We start from the raw sequence: 20,054 nt of genomic DNA on the forward strand, positions 1-20,054 counted from the left end.
GTTTCGTGATTTTCTGTCATTTATCGGATACATTCAATGTTAAGCTGCACTAAATCGGTCCATTTTGGCCGAAACGGTGACCCTCCACCTCGGCTCTCTGATCCTGGAGGCCAGCAAATGCGGCCGTCTCGTCGTCATTTGGCATCCCGCCCGAGGCGGTGACGACGATCGAAGCCGCAAGGCCAAGCAAAAGGAATTCCGGTGCGAAGGTGCTCAGCCTAGAGGTCATGCCGAACAATCCGTCGTCACGATCTGCTGGAATTCCGAACATCTTCTCAATTCGCAACCCCGCGTCGGTGCACCACCTCGTCAGCTTGCGCGCCGAAGCAAAATGGGTGCCGGCAGCGTCGTAGCCGCTGCGCCGTCCGGATTGCAGACCCGCTCCGAGATAAGAACGAATGCCCCTGGGGGACATCGTGTTGGGCATCTGGATCACTGCTATCGACTGCTCGTGCATGAACGTCTGCAGCTTCCGAAGCAGCTTTCGCGGATCCGGAGCCAGATGCAACAGGTTGAGGCAGAGGATGCAATCGTAGGCGCCGCGGTCGGAATCGATGCTATCCAGATCGGCGTAGATCATCTCAATCCCGTCCTTGGCGGGCCCAGCCGCAATGACCGGATCCAGAGGGATCGCCGCGACATGCAGACCTCGCGCTTGCAGCCGCCTTTCTGTTCTGCCAGAGCCACAACCGAGTGAAAGAACGCTGCGCGCCGATGCCGGCACGAGGGAGATCAACTCCTCGGATTCGGGTTCGTAATAGTTCTTGGAAAAACTTGCGCGGCGAAGGCGCGTCTCCGTTTGAAGCAGCGAGTAAGGTAGGCGACGGCCGTGCGCGATCTCCAGCAGAATCTCCTTCTGCCTGCCAAGTTCGTCCAACCCGACCCCCATCCGGCCGACATACCGGTTGGTGAGGTGATGGACCGTGAAATCCTCCAGGTGCGAGATTGGCACCAGCTTCTTCAGACCACATTGGGTGTATGGATCCGTGGCAGCCGAACAGGCGAGATCATACCTCCCCTGATGTGGAGCTACGTCGAAGCCGCCCGAACGCAGCGCCTTGCCCAGCTGCTCCCGGGTGAGAGCAAAGCAAGCGGCGTGTTCGTTGGTAAAATGCGCCAGAATATAGTCGCCACGCCATTTGACCGATGAGGGATCCCAGTGAAAGTGAGCGTGGATGTCAGGGTAGTTGCGCTGGCCGTCTTCAGCGAATTCAACCCGCAGAAACCCAGCTACTTCGTCTTCAGGCAGAACCGACGTTACATCCAGCCAGGCACGGATGTTCTTCTCTGTGATCAGAATATCGTCTTCAGAATAGATGAACAGATCGTACTGGTCATGACGTTCCACGAAGAGCTTCTTGTGTGCGAACGGCAGGGACCATGGGTCCTTGGTTGGCATGCCAACAATGCATTCCGCCCCGGCTGTCGGGCCCTTGTCGATGTTAGACAACACCACGATATCAATGGCGCAAGACATCGACCTGTACTCTCTAATGATCCGCCTCGAGGTAGCGGTCATTCGACGTTCCATGGCTTGCAATCGCGACCAGCACGCGGGACGCGGTACCGCTGGTTGGGCTCGTCAAATGCTGGGCAGCATGCTCGTTCATTGCGCCGGGATCTCGGTGGAGGCGTCCAGCCCTTTCAAATTTAATATAAGCGCAGAATATATAATAAAGTTGGATTGGTCGAGATTATTGTGATTTAATTTTGGATTATTATCGCGCGACGCTCGGAGAACCTCTCGCATGAAGGTGCTGGTCTATCCGCATTCCATGGAACTGGGTGGATCGCAGTTCAACGCAGTCCAGCTTGCCGAGGCGGTTCGAGACCTCGGCCATCAGGTCACTGTGGCGTCGGAGACCGGGCCTCTTATGGACAGGGTAAGAGAGACGGGCCTCGAACACATTGAAATTCCCCGGCATCGAGCCCGCCCCTCGCCGCGTGTCAGCCAGATGCTCCGCAACATCGTTAACGGAGGCGGAGTGGACGTGGTGCACGGTCACGAATGGCCCCCTATAGTCGAGGCTTTTCTGAACGTTGGACTATCGACGCGAACTGCCGTGGTGGGAACGGTCATGTCGATGTCCGTTCCCTCTTTCCTACCTCGCAGTGTTCCCCTGACCGTGGGCACCGAGATGATCCGCCGCGCTGCCGTCGCTGCAGGCCATCAAGATGTTACCCTGCTCGAGCCGCCAGTAGATACGAAATCTGACCATCCCCTCCTCGATGGCACGAGTTTTCGCGTCGCTCAGAATATCGGACCTGACGAGATCGTCATTGCGATGGTCTGCCGGCTGGTGCCGAACCTGAAACTGGAGGGCCTGCTCTCGGCGTGTGATGCCGTCGGAGCAATGGGCCTCGACGGTCGTACGGTGCGGTTATTGATCATAGGTGATGGACCGGCCCGCCCGACCGTCGAAGCGCGGGCGGCCAGAATCAATGCGCTACTCGGCCGGACCGCCGTCATATTGGTGGGCGAGATGTCCGATCCTCGGCCCGGCTATGCTGCCGCGGATGTCATTATCGGCCAAGGTGGTTCGGCGCTGCGCGGCATGGCTTTTGGCAAGCCGCTAGTGGTCATTGGAGAGGACGGGTTCAGTGAGTTGTTGACGCCTGAGAGTGCGCCGACATTCCTGCAGCAGGGTTGGTATGGGCTGGGAAGAGGCTCGCGTGGTGCCGGCCCCGATGCACTTCGGTCGGCTCTTGAGGTTGTTCTCGTCTCAACGTCCCTTCGCCAGGAGCTTGGCAGTTTCGGCCGACGACTGGTGGAGAATCGCTTCAGCCTAGCACACGCGGCGAGGACGATAGAGCAAACCTATCTGCGCGCACTGCGCGGCAAGATTGCGCGCGGGCGCCGACTGGCAGATGCCGGTCGATGTGCTGCCGGCCTTGCCCGCTATAAGATACAGCGAAAATATCAGCGTTGGATGGGTTTGGCTTCCGCGGAGGACGACAATGATCGGGCGCGAATCTCCCAGGTGCTGTCCGCAAGAGCGATTACCCCTTGTTCACTCAGAGCCGCGCCGGATCCGGCAAGTGAGGTCTCCCGGCAAACCGATCCCTGACCGGCCGCGATGACCCAGGTTCAACGGACGAGTTCATTCTTGACCGCGTCGGCGATACGCTCCTGGTCCGCTGAGCCCATCTGCACATAAAGTGGAAGCAGGATCGCGTGATCCTGAGCAAGCTCGGATTGTCGTAGATCATGGCGCGGCTTCGCCTCCGCGTAGGGCGGCTCGCGATGCGAGCACATGATGCCCCTCCGCGTAGCGATGCCCTGGTCGAGCAGCGATTGCATCGTTGCCCGCTGATCCAATCGATCGGGCAAGCGCACACAGTAGCTCTGCCAATTCGATCGCGCCCACTCCGGTTCGAACGGTAACCGCAGCCCCTCTATATTCCCAATCAATTGATCGTAACGCGATGCCAGCGCGCGCCGGCGCGCAATCAGTTGCGGAAGCCGCTCCAGCTGCTTGCGCCCGATCGCGGCCTGCATATCCGTCATTCGATAATTGTAGCCGACGAGGGCGTACTCTTCGAAAATGACACGCTGCGAGCCGTGACGCACAATATCCGGGACGCTCATCCCGTGTTGACGTAGCAGCCTGAACTTGCGATCGAGCTCGGGATCGGAGGTGGTGAGCATTCCCCCCTCACCTGTTGTGATCACCTTTCGTGGATGAAAGGAGAAGCAGGCAATGTCTCCATGCGGCTTGCCGATCGCTTCCCATTGCCCATTCATGCAGATCTGCGATCCCGCGGCACAGGCCGCATCCTCGATCAGGGCGATCTCGTGTCGACGCGCCACGGCCACGAGCGCGGCCATGTCGCACGGCATGCCCATCTGATGGACCGCGATGATCGCGCGTGTGCGCTCGGTGATCGCTTCCGCCAGCCGATCGCAATCCAAGTTATATGTCTCGGGCTCGATATCGACAAAGACAGGGGTGGCGCCCTGATATCGGATCACGTTCGCCGTTGCTATGAAGGAATGGCTGACCGTGATCACCTCATCCCCGCTGCCGACGCCCAGCGCCGCCAAGGCGAGCTGCAGGGCGGTCGTGCAATTCGCGACCGCGCAGGCGTGCTGGGCCCCGACAAGTGCGGCGAACTCTTCCTCAAACGCAGCTACCTGCGGACCTTGCGAGACCCAGCCCGACAGCACGACGGCGCGCGCGGCATCGGCCTCTTCGTCCGCGAGCAGCGGCATAGCGATCGGGATCACGATGCCGCTGCCTGCCGCTGACGGTCCGAAGCGACATCGCGTTCTGATCGCCACCATTTCACGAGGTCGGCGAGCCCCTGCTCGAGCGAGACCGTGGCGCGGAACCCCAGCAGACGCTCCGCCTTTCCCGTCGATGCCAGCCGTCGCGGCACCGGATTGACCGAGCGCTCAGGTGCGAATTCGGGTGTCAAGCCGCGGCGTCCCATCACCGACGCAAGCACGGTAGCCAATTCTGTCAGGCTGGTTTCAGTACCGCTTCCGACGTTGAAGACCTCATCGGTAATCTTTGCACGGGCGGCTAGGATGTTGGCGCGCGCGACATCGCGGACGTGAACGAAATCCATGGTCTGACAGCCGTCACCAAAGATAACGGGAGGTAATCCAGCCTCCAGCCGCTCCATCCAGCGGATCAAGACCTCAGTATACCGTCCGTGGATATCCATCCGGCTGCCATAGACGTTGAAATACCGGAAGGCCACGTAATCAAGGCCGCAAACGTCATTGAAGGCGCGCAGCAAGCCTTCGTTGAAGGCCTTGGCTGCTCCATAGAGAGTCCGGTTGTTGTACGGATTCTGCCGCTCGGTTGTCGGAAACTCCTCTGCCATGCCATAGACGGATGCCGAGGACGCTGCGATGATTTTTTCGATGTCGTGCTTGATGCACAGCTCAAGGAGATCATAGGTGGCGTCAACCATGACCTCCTTGGCCAGGCGCGGCTCCGCCGCGCAATGCGTGATGCGCAGCGCGGCCTGGTGAAACACGATGTCAGCAGCCTTCACCAAGGCTTCAATCAACTTGCGATCGCGTATGTCGCCATGAACCAGTCTCACCGGCCCGCGTCCGAGCGCGCGCCGGAGATTTTCCGGTCGGCCTCTCACCATATTGTCGAGGGCAACGATCTCAATACACCCCTCATCGCAGAGCAGATCAACGATGTGGGAGCCGATGAATCCTGCTCCGCCGGTGACGAGAACACGCTTCCCCTTGAGCTCAATCAAGACGCCCTCCTGTTGCAGGAACTCGTTAAGAAGTTGTGTGAATGCAACGATCGGTTGCTGACGGCCTGTGTGGGTCGCAATGCTCCGGCGTTCCTCAAAGTGGAGACAACTGCGGCCGCCCCGTCCGGCAGCAACTCCGGATAGATGGGAAGGGAGAGAAACTCGTTCGCAAGATTCTCAGTTACCGGCAGATCGCCGGCTCGACAACCGAGTTCTGCATAGGCTTTTTGCAGATGCACTGGGATGGGATAGTGAATCCCTGCGCCGATGCCGGCGTCCCGCAATATGGCCAGCGCTTCGTCGCGCCGTTGCAGTCTGACAGAATAGACGTGATACACGTGGCGGGAGTGCCGGGGCGGCTGAGGACGCGCGAATGGGAGCTCAGACAGCAGTTCGTTGTACCGTTCTGCCAGCGAGCGGCGGGCCTCGGTCCAGCGCTCGATGTAGTCCAGCTTGACATTCAGCACCGCGCTCTGGATCTCATCCATGCGATAATTGTATCCGGCAATGACGTGGTCGTACTTCGCCTCCTGTCCCCAGTCCCGCAGCAGTGACACGCGGCGAGCGAATTCAGGCTGATCAGTTACAACCGCCCCACCCTCGCCGAAGGCCCCGAGATTCTTACCGGGATAAAAGCTGAAGCACCCCAGATCCCCGATCGAACCAGCACGCCGCCCCCGGTATTCGGCGCCGTGGGCCTGCGCGGCGTCCTCGATGACGACCAGACCATAACGCCGCGCGATCGACATTATGGAATCCATCTCGGCCATCAGCCCATGGAGATGAACCGGCAGGATGGCCTTGGTTCGCGGTGTTATCGCAGCCTCGATCAGACCAGGATCCATCGTCCACGTGACCGGGTCAACGTCGACAAAGACGGGTTTGGCGCCGCTGTAGAGAATGGCCGCGGTGGTTGCCACGAACGTCATGGAGACCGTGATCACTTCATCACCCGGTCCAACGCCCGCGGCCAGCAGTGCAAGATGGAGCGCCGACGTCCCACTATTGACCGCAAGGCAATGCGAGGTCCGGCAATAATCCGCAAAGCGGCGCTCGAAGGCCGTCACCTCCGGCCCGAGCACAAAGTGTCCGCTGCTGACCACTCTGGCCACCGCGGCATCGATGTCCGGTTTGATTTGACGATATTGGGCTTTCAGATCCAGGAAGGGTATCAAGATTGAACACCTTGGATTTGGCTGGGAATATTTAAAGTTAGCTTGCATTATAATATTAAATCAAGAGCTATTTAGACAATAAATAACATTTAATTTGCAGCTTTAGCCTCGCCGCTGAAGGCACGATCTGCAGGAGCTCTATTTTCGGCTGCAGACATAATTCGAGCCGGAATCCCCGCAACAGTGGCACCCGCGGGGACGTCCTTCGTCACGACTGAACCCGCGCCAATTAACGCCCCAGCACCGATTGTCACTCCACATAAGATGGTAGCGTTGGAACCGATGGAGGCCCCCCTACCGACGTGAGTGCGCTGCAACGTCCAGTCCGAGGCTTGTTGAGGACGGCCATCCACCGCCGTCGCCCTCGGATGCTTGTCATTTGTAAACATCACACCATGGCCGATGAATACCTCGTCCTCGATCGTTACGCCCTCGCAGATGAAGCTGTGCGAGGATAGCTTGCAGCGTGCACCTATCTTCGCTCCCGCCTGAACCTCGACGAACGTTCCGATCCTGCTCTCGTCACCGATAGTGCAGCCATACAGATTGACCAGCTCCGGATGAAGAATGCGAACATCGCGACCAAGTTCAACGTCGTCTTTGATGGGCATGTCCGAACTCCGAATGATTTGGCCGAAGCCGCTATGGCGCCGTCCCCGAAGGCCATAGCCCCGGCGCCATTCTCGCCAGGCCGGTTGCGGCGTAGCGAAACTGTTGCAAAAGGGGGTGCCCGGTCACCGTTAGCCCCAGCCACCAACAAAGCGGGGCGACCACAAAGGCTAATCCCAGGCCCGCAAGCGACGAAAGTCTTTGCATGTCCGTCAGTACGGCACAGATCGATACGCCACCAATCACGAGAGCCGTTACAGCTCCGCTTCTGAAGAGGCTGCGTATCAATTCGCCGGGCCGAATACGAAGGTGCCGCCCAAGAAAAAGAAACGCCACCGCAGCTTGAAATGGCAACGTCACTAGCGCGGACGCCGCAACGGCGTGCACGCCCAGAAATGATGCGCCGAAGATGACCAAGAGCGAGGGGGGCAACGAAATCAGGGATGAGATCAGCGCATCCTGCACCTTTCCGAGCGCAACAAACACCGGGTAGGTCAGGCACGCGGCAAAAAGTGCGAGATTGCCAATGCAGAGCAGCTGCACGAGCGGGACGATCTCCAGCCACGTCGGACCGAGCCAGATCAGAATGATTGGCCGGGCCATGACCGCCATAAACGCCAAGAACGGCCACTGCACGGCGGAGAGCATCTGAATGGCCTCCAGATAGACGGCCTTGAGATCGCCCCCTGTTTTATGTCGCGCGACAACCGCGGGCATCACGACCGGACTTATGACTTGCGTGACCAGCTTGTCGAATATTTGCGTCGATGCGGTTGCTCGGCTGTAAAGTCCGACGGCCGTGAAGTCGAGCACTCTCGCCAGAAACAGCTGCGGTGCCAAGCCATAGAATACGTTTACAACACTCACCGCGCCCGAGTAGAGGCCGAAGCCGACGATCTCCCGGCAGTCCACCAAGGACGGACGCATCGCGCCAAAGTCGTTCCGCAAGATGAGCAACATCACGGCCAGCACGGCGTTACCGGCCACCGCTCCCCAGAGCGGGGCCATGTAGCTGAAGTGGGCCATCGCCAGAGCGACCGAAACGGCAGCGATCGTCACACCTGCCACAAGGTTGCAGATTGCGAGTGTTCCAAATTGCATCTCGCGACGGAACAAAGCGGCCATGGTTCCAGAGAACGGCAGCAATAGAAAGTTAAGGGCGGAAATTTCGATGCCGTAGCGGAGCCGGTCCAGCTCGAAGAGACGTGAGATGGGCTGCGCAAACACGAACAGAACGAAGGCGGTGGCCACCGAGATCATGAGGGTAATCGTGAACGTGGTCTGCACGCTTGCCCGGGACAACTCGCGCTTCTGAATCAGATAGCTTGCGCCTGCAAACTCCTGGAAGCAGGCGGCAATGATGGATGTGATCGCGTTCACGACGGCATAGATGCCAAACTCCTCCGGCGACAGCAAACGGGCCAGCACGGCGGTCGCGAAAAAGACCACCAACAGGCTGGCGTAACGGTCGAGCGCGGAGAACAGGATCGAGCGCCGCACGGACCTCGTTGCACTGTCTGCCATGTCGACTGGTCCGCTAGGTCGCCGCACGCCTCATGCTATCGCTCTTGGGCGCTGCCAGATCCCATAAGGCTCTCGCAGCAATACCGGCGCCCCCTGTTTTGCGATCGAGCACGATGCCGCTTCCAGGACTTCGATCACGCGGAGCCCGGAGATACCGCTGGAAATCGGCTGACCGCCGGTGCGCACGCAATCCACAAAATGCTCCACCTCCGTCTGTAGTGCTTCCGTTGGCGAAATATGCGGAGCCCACATGTCGCCGGCGCGGTACCCGATCCGGAATTGATGCGCATCCTCGGGCGGCCCATCGAGTGTGATGCCCTTGTCATAGACCTTGATCTTCTCGGTCGGCTCGAGATCATCGTAGACAATCATCTTTCTGCTGCCGCCGATGAACGTTTGGCGCACCTTAACGGGTGAGAGCCAATTGACGCTGACGTGAGCGACGCACGCGTCGGCAAAGAACAAAGTGATGTGCGCCATGTTCTCTGGCGAGCCGACGACGTGACACGAACCGGTTGCCGAGACGGCGATCGGTTCCTTATCGAGGATATGGTGGATAATCGAGATATCGTGCACCGCCAGATCCCAGATCACATTTACGTCCTTTTGAAACAGCCCGAGACTCGCGCGCGTGCTGTCGTAGTAGTAGATGTCGCCGAGTTCCCGGCTCAGCAGGAGCTCTCGGATCCTCTGGACCGCGGGCGTATAGAGAAAGGTGTGATCGACCATGAGCGTCAATCCGCGCCGATCCGCCTCCTCGATCAAGCGCGTGACGAGCTCAGCGCTCGTCGCAAGCGGCTTTTCGACCAGCACATGCTTTCCGGCTCTCAACGCCGCGAGTGCCAGCTCGTAGTGGGTATGCACCGGCGTTGCGATAGCGATGGCGTCAATGCTGGTGTCCTTCAGCAGATCATCGTAGCGACTGGTCGTTTCCACCGCCGGGTAAAGCTGCTTTACGGCGCCGAGCCTTCCTGGGCTCAGGTCGCTCACGCTGACGACGCGGGTGGCGGGATTGATCGAGAAATTGCGAACGATATTGGGACCCCAATAACCGTAGCCAACTACGCCGATTCCCAGTTGACTGTCTCGCATGCTAACCTCGATGCATCCAGAGAATACGCTTCAATCCTTCCGCCACGGACGATCAGACCAAGTCGGTCGCTAGGTCCGTGCCGGCATGTCCTGCCATATGCCCCGCGTGTCTATGACGTCGAGATGTCGACGCTCTGACAGGGGTACCATCTTAAACTCATCGTGGTCGACGAGGAGAATTGCGATTTCGCAGCTGCGCAGAGCTTCCTCGATGTTCACAAAGGCGACACGATGATCGGCCAACTGTGGCGGCAGACGGCGAAGGTTCGGCTCAACGACCTTGACTCGCTCTCCGTACTTTGCCGCGAGATGCGTGGCTATTTCCATGGCGGGACTTTCGCGCAAATCGTCGACATTGGCCTTGAAGGTCAATCCACAACAGGCAATGCTTGCATAAGGGTGATCGTCGATCAGCGCCTCGGTACGTTCGATGATCTTCTGCGTCTTGGTGTTGTTGACTTCGCGGCTGGTTCGCATCACCCGGGCGAGATCGGGCGCGGAGTCGATGATGAACCAGGGATCGACCGCAATGCAGTGCCCGCCCACTCCCGGTCCTGGCCGCAAGACGTTGACGCGGGGGTGGCGGTTCGCGATATCGATCACTTCCCAGACATTGATGTCGAACCTGTCGCAGATCAGCGAGAGTTCGTTCGCAAAGGCAATGTTGGTATCGCGGAAGGCGTTTTCCGTCAGCTTGACCAACTCGGCTGTGCGCGCCGTCGTCCCGACGCAGGCCCCGCGAACAAACATTTTGTAGAAGCGTTGAGCACGACGCGTACAAGTTGGCGTGATGCCCCCAATGCATCTGTCATTGTTGATGAGCTCGGTGAGGATCCGCCCCGGTAACACGCGTTCCGGGCAGTAGGCGACGTAGATCGCCCCGTCTTCCTTGCCGTTGACTCCGATGTGCAAATCGGGCCTGCGGTCAATGATCCGCTTTGCGATCGCCTCGGTGGTTCCGATCGGCGACGTCGATTCGAGGATGACGAGATTACCTGGCGCAAGAATATCGACGATTCGGTCGACCGCCGCATGCACGCTCGACAAGTCCGGACGGTTCTCGCGATCGATCGGCGTCGGCACAGCGATGATGAAGACGTCGGCCGCCTGCGGCTTGGTGGATGTCGTCAGGGCCCCGCTCGACACGACCTTGGAAACGAGACCATCGAGATCGGGCTCGGCGATGTGAATTCTTCCGGATGCAACCGTATCGACGATGCGCTCATTGGTGTCGATCCCGACCACCTGCATTCCTCGGCTTGCAATGAGGGCCGCCGTCGGTAGCCCGATATAACCGAGACCAACGACATTGATCTTCTGGAACTCAGGCATTGAGAAGCACCTTCACGATACGCTCGCTCGCGTGCCCGTCACCGAATGGGTTGTGCGAACGAGCCATGGCCGCATAAGTCTCGTCGTCGTCGAGCAGGCGAAATGTCTCGGCAACGATTTTGTCGTAGTTCGCACCGACGAGACGCGCCGTTCCGGCTTCCACCCCCTCAGGGCGCTCGGTCGTATCCCGCATCACCAGGACTGGTTTCCCGAAAGTGGGGGCCTCCTCCTGGACGCCGCCCGAATCCGTCAAGACCAGATGCGACAACGAGAGAAGACTCACGAAATCCGTGTATTCCTGAGGGGAAATGAGAACGACTCTCGGGTGATCCGACAACCGGGACGCAAACAGGTCGCGGACATTCGGATTCGGATGCACGGGGAGCACCACGGCAACGTCTTCCCTGCGCAGGATGGTTTCCAAGGCGTTGACGATGTTGATGACGCCGCCGCCGAAATTCTCCCGCCGGTGGCAAGTCACCAGGATGATACGCCGGTTGCCGTGGCGCTTCTTGATGCTGTCCCAGCGGCCCGAGAGCCCCGGATCGGATTCGACCATGGCCTTTGCGAGGATGAGGGCGTCCACCACCGTGTTTCCGGTGACGTGGATTCGATCGTCCGAGACGTTTTCGGAGCGAAGCGCGCGCGCCGCGCGCTCTGTTGGAGCAAAGTGCTGATCGGCGATTGAGCCGACGATCTTGCGGTTCACCTCCTCCGGCCAAGGAGAATAGATGTCCCCACTGCGCAGTCCGGCCTCGATGTGAGAAACTGGTATCCGGTGGTAATAGGACGCAAGTGCGCCAGCCATGGCAGTCGCTGTGTCGCCTTGGACGATAACCCTGGTAGGCTTCACCTTCTCGAGGAGCTCACCGACTTGCGCGAGCAGCCGTGAGGTTAGATGATCCAGCGTCTGATTGGCCGTCATGACGTTCAGATCAAAATCTGGAACCACTTTGGCGAGCTTGAGAACCTGGTCAAGCAGCTGCCGATGCTGTGCCGTCGCGCAGATCGTCAAGGAAATGTCCTTGCGATTCTCGGCCCTGAGCCGGTTGATGACCGGAAAGAGCTTGATCGCTTCGGGCCGAGTCCCCAAGAGGACAAAGAAATGCTTGTGCACGTCTTACCCTCCGATCCGGCTCGGGCCCCGAGGGGCGGCGCTCGGCCCAAGCGTATGCTGAACCGCCTGCTTGACGAGCGCCTGCGCCAGGATGCCCGCAAACAGCGTGTTCGTCGTGGCATATCGCCACCACATCCGCCCGGGTTCTTGATAGACTCGGTACAGCCATTCGAGACCCAGCCTCTGAATCGGTGCAGGCGCGCGTCGAACGGTACCTGCAAGAACATCGAACGCGCCGCCCACACCCATGATGAAGGGTACGCCGAGACCATCACGGTGACCCGCCAGGAAGCGCTCCTTCCGTGGTGTCGGCATGCCGATGAAGAGACAATCGGCCCCGCTGGACCGGATGTCCCCAACGACATCGCTCTCCTGCTCGGGTTTGAAGTAGCCGTCATGCCATCCCGCGAAGACGAGTGAGGGATGCTTCTCGCGCGCGCGCTGCATTGCCAGATGCAGTACGGGTTGGGTGGCTCCCAGGAAATAAGGCTTGAAGCCTTCCCGCGCACATACTGCGAGCAATTCGACCAGGAGATCGACCCCAGCGACTCGCGACCTCGCCGGAAGCCCCACTGCCCGAGCGCCCCAGAGAATTCCCATGCCGTCTATGCCGACAATGTCACTGTTGGCGACATCGGCCGCGAGCACGGGATCGGTTCGCATCTTGACGAATTTGGCGACGTTCAGCGCAACATGCTGCAGTCGGCGGCGGCTGCGCATGGCGCTGCACGCCAACTCTACGGTCTCCGCCATTGTCAGCAGGTCGATGGGGCACGTCAGGAACGATGCACGCATTTGAATCGACCTCCAAAATGCTACTTGGTTTAGTTGTATTTAAGAATATAATAGCGATAATATATAGCAGATATTTAAATGCAAGGATTAAATGCGCGTATACAATCGACGGTATGAGCGCCACCGCGTCGGATACGCAACGCGCCGACGGAAATTAAATAGGCGAGATGAATGATTTCGGTAATTATTCCCCACCTCAACCAGCCGGAGGCTCTGGAAGCCTGCTTGCAGAGCCTCGATGCACAGACCCTGTCCCGGGACCTGTTCGAAGTCATCGTGGTGGACAACGGCTCGGCAATGCCCCCGGTGGACGTCGTTGCCGGCCATCCCGATGCGAGGTTGATGTACGAACCGCATCCCGGTCCCGGTCCGGCGCGAAACGCGGGCGCGGCTTATGCGAGAGGTGATATTCTCGCCTTCATGGATGCGGACTGTTGGGCTCATCCGGGCTGGCTGACCGCGATAGACGACGCCTTCCAGCAAGTCAGGCCGGCGACGATCCTTGGCGGAGAGGTCCGCATCTGGTCCGCCGTCGAAGGATCTTTCACGGCGATCGAAGCCTACGAAAGCGTTTTCGGCTTTCGCAATCGCTTGTACGTCACCAAGCACGGCTACTCGGTCACGGCAAATCTCGCGGTCCGCCGCGGCGACTTCGCGAGGGTCGGACCTTTCCCCGGCATTCAGTTCGCGGAAGACATGGAATGGGGACAAATGGCCCTCCGTGCCGGCTGCGAATTTCGCTACGTCCCCGCGATGGTCGTGTTCCATCCTGCGCGGCGCTCGCTTCGGGAGCTGTATGCAAAGTGGGACCGGCAAATCACGCATTACCGCAACATGGCACAGGGCGCGCGCGGCTGGCGGCTACGCTGGATTGCCACGGCCCTACTCGTCCTCGTATCCCCCGCGGCCGGCGCGTTCACCGTTATGACGAGCCGGCGCCTTCATGGGATAGGCGCCCGCCTCAAGGCGATCGCCGTTCTCTGCGCGGTTCGGGGCCACCGCACGGCCAAGATGCTGGCCTTGCTTCGGAAAGAGGGCGCGGTCGTCTGGAATCGCTAACTGATGCGGCTGCCATTGCTTGACGACCGGAGACTCGGACAGGCATGACGACTGTTTGAAAATGGCGTTGTGGCTGAGGTCAGGCAAGTCGGTACGCCGACCGAATGACCACAAGATCCAGCCGAGTTCGTAGCTGCGGCATTCGAGTCGAACTGTCACGTCGGCACTATCGATGAACGCCTTCCCGTTTTCGAGCCAGGTGTTTCTGAGCGCACGCAACATCCGCGGAGCCCTGGTCTTCAGTTCATGCTTACGAACTTGCGAGCGGATCGTCAGGCTCAGTTCCGGCGCGAGCATGGTTCGGCCCAATTGGTTGTGGCCAAGCACCCAGTTGAATCCCTTTACCAGGGCATCCCTCGCTCCCCGTCGTCCGAAGCGCTCGGCCCACTCCAGCAGCGCCGGAGCCATTCCATACTGATGGACCGAATAGACCTCGTAAAAGTCGAGAACGCGGCCACTCACCGCGTCGAAGAACCACGGCCACTCACCCTGGGGTCCCTGAAGCGCGATCAAATTGCTCACGCAGGCGTCGGCCATGACGAGTGCGGATACGTCCCCGGTGAACTCTCCGTACTGATAGCAGGCGATCGAAAGATAGGTCTGCGTCGCAAATGATGCAAAGCGGCGACGGAAGCCGGACGGCGCATCGAAAAACAATCCGGACTGGCTACGGAAACGCTCCTTCAGGAAACGATAGAGCTGGCCGGCGAAGCCCAGCCACTCCCTCTCGCCTGCCCTGGCCTGCGCGATAACTCCCGTCAGCAGCATGCCGAGATCCTGGGCTCGAAACGCTGACCATTGCGACTCATCCGAAAGAATGGCTCTCAGCTCGAACCTGACCTGCTCCGGGATGGGAAGGCGGAGCTCGGCGGCGGCCCACAACGCCATACCGAACGCATATTTGCGGACAGGAAGGGCGGTCAGACTCATGGCATTCCGTTGAAAGATCTCTGGGAGATCGATGTCAGGCGGAAGTTCCGCGACCCGCGACATCCCGAGCAAGACGTTGAGGGTGTAGAACACGTCGCTATGGGCCATCGACTCGTTCGGCGACGTCCGCCCGTCGAGGTGATAAATATGCGACCAACGTCGCTCCCTTGGCAACCAGCAGCGCTCCAGCCCCCTGAGCGCATAGCTCACCAGCGGCGAGTTTGACGACAGCTCCTTCGCTGCAGCCGGCACCATGAGCTTCACACTAGAATTCGGGCTGATCATCATCGACGTGCACCATGGTAAATCCGGCTCAGTACTCCCGGATGCTTTCATCCAAGCCGCGAAGCAGGGGATAGAGGAAATATGAGATCACCGTCCGCTGTCCGACCTTCATCTCGGCCGTGACCGCCATACCGGGCATCAGCTGAACCCGTTCGGACGGCAGCCGAAGGTGCGTGTCCCGCAGATCGATCAGTACGCGGTAATAGGGAGCTGACGAACGGCGCGCACCTTCGGCCTTCGCGTCTGGCGAGAATGAGTCCCGGCTAATGACGCCGACCTCGCCAGCCGCAGTGCCGTACTTCTGGAATGGAAACGCCTCGAACTTGACCCGCACGGTCTGCCCGACCGTGACCTGGCCGATATCCCTGCCCTCGACATTGACCTCCGCGCGGAGCACCTCGTCCCGAGGGACGAGCACAAACAATGTTTCAGCCTCGCGAACCACCGAACCCACCGTCCGATTAGCAATTTCGAGTACTACCGCATCCGCCGGTGCGTTCAGCACGATCAATTGACGGCGGAGCTCCGCCTTCTTGAGCTCTTCGGCAATGCCATTGCGTTTGGCCAATGTTTCGACGAACTCCTGATAGGTAGCGCGCAGAAACTCGGCGGCGAACACTTTCTGGTCTGCACGGGCTTTGTCCAAGCGATGAATGTTATCGACGATGCTGCCACGAACTCGCGCCAGGTTGCTTTCAACCTCCAACCGGGCGTCACGGGATAGCAGGAAATTCAGTCTTGAACCGACCTCCTTGGCCATCAGCGCGTTCCTCATGTCCTCAATGGACTGCATATTCTCCAGCCGCTGGGTCAGGACCAGTTCCTCGTTCTGCGCGGTTTTCAGGTTGGCCTGCGCGGACGCGATCTGCGCGTCATAGTTCTGGATCTGAAGGCCGTGAGCTGCCCTCCTCTGGAGATATACCCGCCTCTGCAAGGCCTGATCGGCGTTCGCTGTCTCTTCGACGACGTAGTCAGCGCCGTCCAACTCAGCTCGAAGCCGGTCGATGGAGGCATCGAGAGCGGCCAAGCGGCCGCGCAATTGATCAAGATCGGCTTGAGAAAACGTCGGATCGAGGATCGCGAGTACGTCGCCGCGATTGACGGAGTCACCCGCCTTCGCACGGATCTCCCGAATGACCGACGTTTCCAGCGGCTGCACGACCAGGTTTGGACGTGTCGTGATCAGCTTACCCTGTGCTGTCACAATCATATCCACGCGCGAAACACATGCAAAAGAGATTGCGGCAGCGATGAGGGCGGAGACACAATAGAGCGTGATCCGTCCCACCCGTGGTGGAGCCCGCTGCTCGATCTCGGCTGCGTCTGACTGAAATTGCGCGACAACGCCGGGCCCTGCTGGCGTGGGCCGCTGGAGTCGGCGTCGCGGCCGCGAGACTGGCGGAGACCCGGATCCGCCCGGTGCGGCTTCAACTCTGGTCTTATCAGACACGGTCATGCAACCTGCCTCGTCTGCTGGTTCCAGAGATGTCGGTAGAAGGTGCACTTCGACAGCAGCGCGTCGTGACGATCGACATCGACGATCCGTCCGCGGTCGATCACCAGAATCTGGCTCGCATCCGACAGCATCGAAAGTCGATGCGATACAATGATGACCGTTCGCCCCTCCGCAATGCGTCGCAGATTGCGCCGAATGATCGCTTCGCTCTCGGAATCCAGCGCACTGGTGGCTTCGTCAAGGATCAGGATACGCGGGTTCCCCATCAATGCCCGCGCGATCGCAAGCCGCTGCTTTTGCCCTCCCGACAAGTTCGATGCCTGCTCCTCAAGCATGGTATCGAATCCCCTCGGCAGTCGTTCAATGAACTCGTCGGCGCCGGCAAGCTGAGCTGCCCGGACAACCTCCTCGAAAGTGGCGTCACGCCTCACGCAAGCGATATTTTCTCGGACCGTGCCGCGAAACAGGAAATTCTCCTGGAGCACGACCCCGAGGTTTCGCCGCAGATGGGTGAGATCGATCTCGCGCAAATCGTGACCGTCGATCCGCACCAATCCCTGTTGCACCGGATACATCCCCGCGATCAGCCGCGTCAGCGTCGTTTTTCCCGAACCGCTCCGGCCGACAACTCCAAAGATCGAACCTGGAGCAATTGAGAACGACACCTCATCCAAGGCCGGCGCCCCCTCGTCGTAACGGAACGTAACGTTTTCAAACTCGATCCGGCCAGATAAGTCGGGCCGCAGACCCTCGCGATGATCGTCGCGTTCCAGCTCCTTATTCATGACCTCGCCGAGCATCTTAACGGCCAGCGCCACTTCCTGATATTCGTGCACCATGGTCACCATCTGCACCAGCGGCCCCGAAACCCGCCCCGCCAGCATGTTGAAGGCCACCAGTGCGCCGATCGTCATCTCGCCGCCGAAGACGTCGAGCGCGCCCAAGGCGACGATGCCGAGTGTCATCATTTTCTCGAGGAACCCGGTCAACGCCTGAGCCCCCGCCGAGATTTTTTTTCGACGCCAAACCGCATCGATACCGCCTGCGCGCAACGATCGTCCCATGTTCTGTTCTGGCTTGGCTCCATCGCCAGCGACTTTACCGTGCGCATGCCGTGCACAGTCTCGACGAGGAGCGCCTGGCGCCCGGCCTCTGCCTGATAAAGCTGGTAGAGCCGCCGCCGGAACGGTCCCATCAGAATGGCAATCACGCTCGCGCTGATGGCAGTGAAGGCCAGCACGACGCATGTCAGCTTAACGCTGTATAGCGCCAGAACAGGCAGAAAGACGAACAGCGAAAGCGCGTCCAAGGCAGTCAGGAACAGTCGGCCGGTCAGGAACTCTCGTATTCGTGCGGCCTGCTGCATGTGCTTCACCAGGACGCCGGCCGAGATGCGCTCGAAGAACGTAACCGGAAGCCCCAAAAGGTGCCGAAACGTTCTGGTGGCGACCCGGATGTCGATCTTGTTCGTGGCGTAGAGCAGCAGGTAGCGCCGTAAGAAGCCGAAGATTGCGTCGAAGCAGAGCGCGAGGATAGCGCCGGCGGTGAGCACGTAGAGCGTCGTAAGACTCTCGTGGACCAGAACCTTGTCGATGACGAGTTGAAAGAAGATCGGAAGCGCCAGCCCCAACGCATACAGGAACACCGCAGCGATTGCGACATCGGAGAACAACCGCCACTCTCGCAGCATCTCGGGCACGAACCAGCGCAACCCAAAGGATCTCTGGCTCTGCGCTGGAGCGGTCTCGCGCTTGAACAAAACAACCTTTCCCGACCATCTGGCACAAAAGCGGTCAGCATCGACCAGCAGATGCTCGCCGCTCCGCTCCGCCAGCGGATCGAAAACCGTTACAGCGTCGCATTCCGGCTTCGCACCGACGACCAAGACCCAGTTCCGGTTCGAGAGCTCAACGAGAGCTGGATAGGCTTCGCCGAGCCCGCATACCTCCTTCCAATCGAGCTGCACCGCGCGGGCGCGAAGGCCAGCATCACGAGCCATGCGCAGCAGGAGATCGGTCGAGATACCGGTCTCGTCGACCGCATAGGCGTGCCGCAGGCGGTCGGAAGGCAGATCGATACCGTGATGGGAAGCGATCCTCGACAGGCATTCAAGTGCGGTTTGAGCAGCCCGACGTGGCTCGTCCTCCGACCTGGGCGGTGCCGGTTCACGCCTGTCGATTTCAACGGAAGTTGGTTGAGACATTTGGAGATCGTAAGTTGTCCGAAACTGGCGAGGCGGGCTCGGCTCGCGCGCTCGCCTGTGGTGAGACAATCGGCCCTCTCGGCCGAGAGCGCTGGACGACCCCAGCGTCGACCAGCCCCTGAAGCGCGTTCTGCATCACCTCCACGGAGTTCGCGAATGACTCCACGGAGAAGATCAGCCTTTGGCAAAAGACTTTCTTGGGCGCGTTGTTGGCGTCACGTTCCGTGGGCGAAAGACTGATCAGGTCCACCCTAACGATCGACCCGCCAATCGTGACCTCGTCAACCCCGTCTGTATAGAGCTCCGCATGCATCGACCCACTCCTTATGTCGATTGAGATGGTTGGCCTACTCCGCTCATGTCATTCGGGCGCATCGCGATGACGCAAAGGCAATGATGGAGATGAATGCCTTCAGAGCGATTGTGGGGAATTCGGGCCGCGTTGTAGGAGGCGTCCGGGCGCAACGGCTCCAGGATCTCAAGGCCCGCCTCGGCGTACATTCGGCGGACTGCTCCTTCCTCGTACGCGATCGACGCCTCCGGCTGATCATCGTCCTTCACCCGGAAGTCGTCGTGATCGAACTTCCAGCTGCGCTCAACGCTGTCCGTCGTCCGGGTCAACTGGAGGGTGCGCTTGTTATAGACCAGCCAAGTCGCCACCAGCCGACCGCCCGGCCTTAGGACCCGTGCCGTCTGCCTCAGATAGTTGCTGGCTCCGCCCGGCAGGATGTGCGTGAAAATCGAACCGGCGTAAGCGAAATCGAATCGATCATCGGGGTACGGAAAGCGGTATCGGTCCACCGATACCTGCTCGTTCGGGCTCCACCGTGTTGCGACTTTCGCGAGCTGGAATTGAAAGTTGGGCCGCCGAGCACTGATCTTGCTTTGGCACCAGTCAATCAGCTCTTCCTTGATATCGAAACCGTCATAGCTTCCCCTCCGGTTCAGATATGTGGTGAGGGGGATCGCCAGGCGGCCGACTCCGCACGCGATGTCAAGAACTCGATCCGACGGCCGCAGACCGGCCATCTCCACCAAGAACTCCAACTGATCCCGTCCGGTATCGTGAAAATCGAACCATGTGGGCGAGATCCATGCGCGCAGGCGCCGCGGCGGCAGCCCGGCGACGGCATATGAGATCCTGTCGTATGCAGCGCGGAGCACGCTCCGTACCGGTTGCGGCGTGACGCGTCTCGCGAGCGTGACCGGCGACGCGATAGTCCGTGATAGGCCCGACATGAACTCCCCTTT

Annotated in this window: 15 protein-coding genes and 1 pseudogene; 2 read left to right on the forward strand and 14 right to left on the reverse strand. The window is 59.8% G+C overall.

Annotated features, from left to right (window positions below):
- Positions 1-49: 49 nt before the first annotated feature.
- Positions 50-1,519 carry a class I SAM-dependent methyltransferase gene (locus ACETMP_RS09685; protein WP_375160750.1) on the reverse strand — a complete coding sequence of 490 codons (1,470 nt, stop codon included), beginning with the start codon at positions 1,517-1,519 and terminating at the stop codon, positions 50-52.
- A gap of 229 nt (positions 1,520-1,748) precedes the next feature.
- Between ACETMP_RS09685 and ACETMP_RS09690 the strand changes: the two genes are divergently transcribed.
- Positions 1,749-3,068, forward strand: a complete 1,320-nt coding sequence (locus ACETMP_RS09690; protein ID WP_375160751.1) for a glycosyltransferase family 4 protein — start codon at positions 1,749-1,751, stop codon at positions 3,066-3,068.
- A 20-nt stretch (positions 3,069-3,088) separates the two neighbouring features.
- On the opposite strand, the gene ACETMP_RS09695 is transcribed toward ACETMP_RS09690, so the two are convergent.
- The 9 genes from ACETMP_RS09695 to ACETMP_RS09735 all read right to left on the reverse strand — a co-directional run bounded on the left by ACETMP_RS09695 (position 3,089) and on the right by ACETMP_RS09735 (position 12,870).
- Positions 3,089-4,228 carry a DegT/DnrJ/EryC1/StrS family aminotransferase gene (locus ACETMP_RS09695; RefSeq protein ID WP_375160752.1) on the reverse strand — a complete coding sequence of 380 codons (1,140 nt, stop codon included), beginning with the start codon at positions 4,226-4,228 and terminating at the stop codon, positions 3,089-3,091.
- Positions 4,225-5,226 carry an NAD-dependent epimerase/dehydratase family protein gene (locus ACETMP_RS09700; protein ID WP_375160753.1) on the reverse strand — a complete coding sequence of 334 codons (1,002 nt, stop codon included), beginning with the start codon at positions 5,224-5,226 and terminating at the stop codon, positions 4,225-4,227. Before ACETMP_RS09700 ends, ACETMP_RS09695 begins: the two co-directional genes overlap by 4 nt.
- A complete protein-coding gene (locus ACETMP_RS09705; protein WP_375160754.1) occupies positions 5,223-6,401 on the reverse strand; it encodes a DegT/DnrJ/EryC1/StrS family aminotransferase in 1,179 nt (392 codons plus the stop codon). The genes ACETMP_RS09700 and ACETMP_RS09705 overlap by 4 nt, the downstream gene beginning before the upstream one ends.
- Positions 6,402-6,490: 89 nt before the next feature.
- Positions 6,491-7,012, reverse strand: a complete 522-nt coding sequence (locus ACETMP_RS09710; protein WP_375160755.1) for an acyltransferase — start codon at positions 7,010-7,012, stop codon at positions 6,491-6,493.
- A gap of 31 nt (positions 7,013-7,043) precedes the next feature.
- The gene (locus ACETMP_RS09715; RefSeq protein WP_375160756.1) at positions 7,044-8,534 is read right to left on the reverse strand and encodes an oligosaccharide flippase family protein; all 1,491 of its coding nucleotides are present in this window, start codon (positions 8,532-8,534) and stop codon (positions 7,044-7,046) included.
- A gap of 30 nt (positions 8,535-8,564) precedes the next feature.
- Positions 8,565-9,626 (reverse strand): Gfo/Idh/MocA family protein, encoded by a 1,062-nt coding sequence (locus ACETMP_RS09720; protein ID WP_375160757.1) that lies wholly within the window; start codon positions 9,624-9,626, stop codon positions 8,565-8,567.
- A gap of 69 nt (positions 9,627-9,695) precedes the next feature.
- Positions 9,696-10,958, reverse strand: coding sequence for a UDP-N-acetyl-D-mannosamine dehydrogenase (gene wecC, locus ACETMP_RS09725; protein WP_375160758.1), 1,263 nt, complete (start codon positions 10,956-10,958; stop codon positions 9,696-9,698).
- Positions 10,951-12,075 carry a non-hydrolyzing UDP-N-acetylglucosamine 2-epimerase gene (gene wecB, locus ACETMP_RS09730; RefSeq protein ID WP_375160759.1) on the reverse strand — a complete coding sequence of 375 codons (1,125 nt, stop codon included), beginning with the start codon at positions 12,073-12,075 and terminating at the stop codon, positions 10,951-10,953. The genes wecC and wecB overlap by 8 nt, the downstream gene beginning before the upstream one ends.
- 3 nt (positions 12,076-12,078) lie before the next feature.
- Entirely contained in the window at positions 12,079-12,870 is a 792-nt protein-coding gene (locus ACETMP_RS09735) for a WecB/TagA/CpsF family glycosyltransferase (RefSeq protein ID WP_375160760.1), read from the reverse strand.
- Positions 12,871-13,041: 171 nt separating this feature from the next.
- Between ACETMP_RS09735 and ACETMP_RS09740 the strand changes: the two genes are divergently transcribed.
- Positions 13,042-13,929, forward strand: coding sequence for a glycosyltransferase (locus ACETMP_RS09740; protein WP_375160761.1), 888 nt, complete (start codon positions 13,042-13,044; stop codon positions 13,927-13,929).
- A 1,243-nt stretch (positions 13,930-15,172) separates the two neighbouring features.
- Here ACETMP_RS09740 and ACETMP_RS09745 read toward each other — a convergent pair.
- From ACETMP_RS09745 to ACETMP_RS09760, 4 genes and pseudogenes are all read right to left on the reverse strand, one after another.
- Entirely contained in the window at positions 15,173-16,600 is a 1,428-nt protein-coding gene (locus ACETMP_RS09745; protein ID WP_375160762.1) for an HlyD family type I secretion periplasmic adaptor subunit, read from the reverse strand.
- Positions 16,597-18,803 (reverse strand): annotated as a pseudogene (locus tag ACETMP_RS09750) (peptidase domain-containing ABC transporter). Before ACETMP_RS09750 ends, ACETMP_RS09745 begins: the two are co-directional and overlap by 4 nt.
- Complete coding sequence (locus ACETMP_RS09755; RefSeq protein WP_375160763.1) at positions 18,781-19,116, reverse strand: hypothetical protein; 336 nt, start codon at positions 19,114-19,116, stop codon at positions 18,781-18,783. The pseudogene ACETMP_RS09750 and the gene ACETMP_RS09755 overlap by 23 nt, the downstream one beginning before the upstream one ends.
- A gap of 11 nt (positions 19,117-19,127) precedes the next feature.
- A complete protein-coding gene (locus tag ACETMP_RS09760; RefSeq protein ID WP_375160764.1) occupies positions 19,128-20,042 on the reverse strand; it encodes a class I SAM-dependent methyltransferase in 915 nt (304 codons plus the stop codon).
- Between the last annotated feature and the right edge of the window lie 12 nt (positions 20,043-20,054).

It is taken from the genome of Bradyrhizobium dasycarpum (genome assembly GCF_042019905.1).
GTDB classification, from domain to species: Bacteria; Pseudomonadota; Alphaproteobacteria; order Rhizobiales; family Xanthobacteraceae; genus Bradyrhizobium; species Bradyrhizobium japonicum_B.

Coding starts and splice junctions, on each gene's coding strand:
- ACETMP_RS09690 (WP_375160751.1), top strand. CDS start 1,749: ATGAAGGTGCTGGTCTATCCGCATTCCATGGAACTGGGTGGATCGCAG.
- ACETMP_RS09745 (WP_375160762.1), bottom strand. CDS start 16,600: ATGACCGTGTCTGATAAGACCAGAGTTGAAGCCGCACCGGGCGGATCC.
- ACETMP_RS09710 (WP_375160755.1), bottom strand. CDS start 7,012: ATGCCCATCAAAGACGACGTTGAACTTGGTCGCGATGTTCGCATTCTT.
- ACETMP_RS09720 (WP_375160757.1), bottom strand. CDS start 9,626: ATGCGAGACAGTCAACTGGGAATCGGCGTAGTTGGCTACGGTTATTGG.
- wecC (WP_375160758.1), bottom strand. CDS start 10,958: ATGCCTGAGTTCCAGAAGATCAATGTCGTTGGTCTCGGTTATATCGGG.
- ACETMP_RS09755 (WP_375160763.1), bottom strand. CDS start 19,116: ATGCATGCGGAGCTCTATACAGACGGGGTTGACGAGGTCACGATTGGC.
- ACETMP_RS09735 (WP_375160760.1), bottom strand. CDS start 12,870: ATGCGTGCATCGTTCCTGACGTGCCCCATCGACCTGCTGACAATGGCG.
- ACETMP_RS09740 (WP_375160761.1), top strand. CDS start 13,042: ATGATTTCGGTAATTATTCCCCACCTCAACCAGCCGGAGGCTCTGGAA.
- ACETMP_RS09685 (WP_375160750.1), bottom strand. CDS start 1,519: ATGACCGCTACCTCGAGGCGGATCATTAGAGAGTACAGGTCGATGTCT.
- ACETMP_RS09760 (WP_375160764.1), bottom strand. CDS start 20,042: ATGTCGGGCCTATCACGGACTATCGCGTCGCCGGTCACGCTCGCGAGA.
- ACETMP_RS09715 (WP_375160756.1), bottom strand. CDS start 8,534: ATGGCAGACAGTGCAACGAGGTCCGTGCGGCGCTCGATCCTGTTCTCC.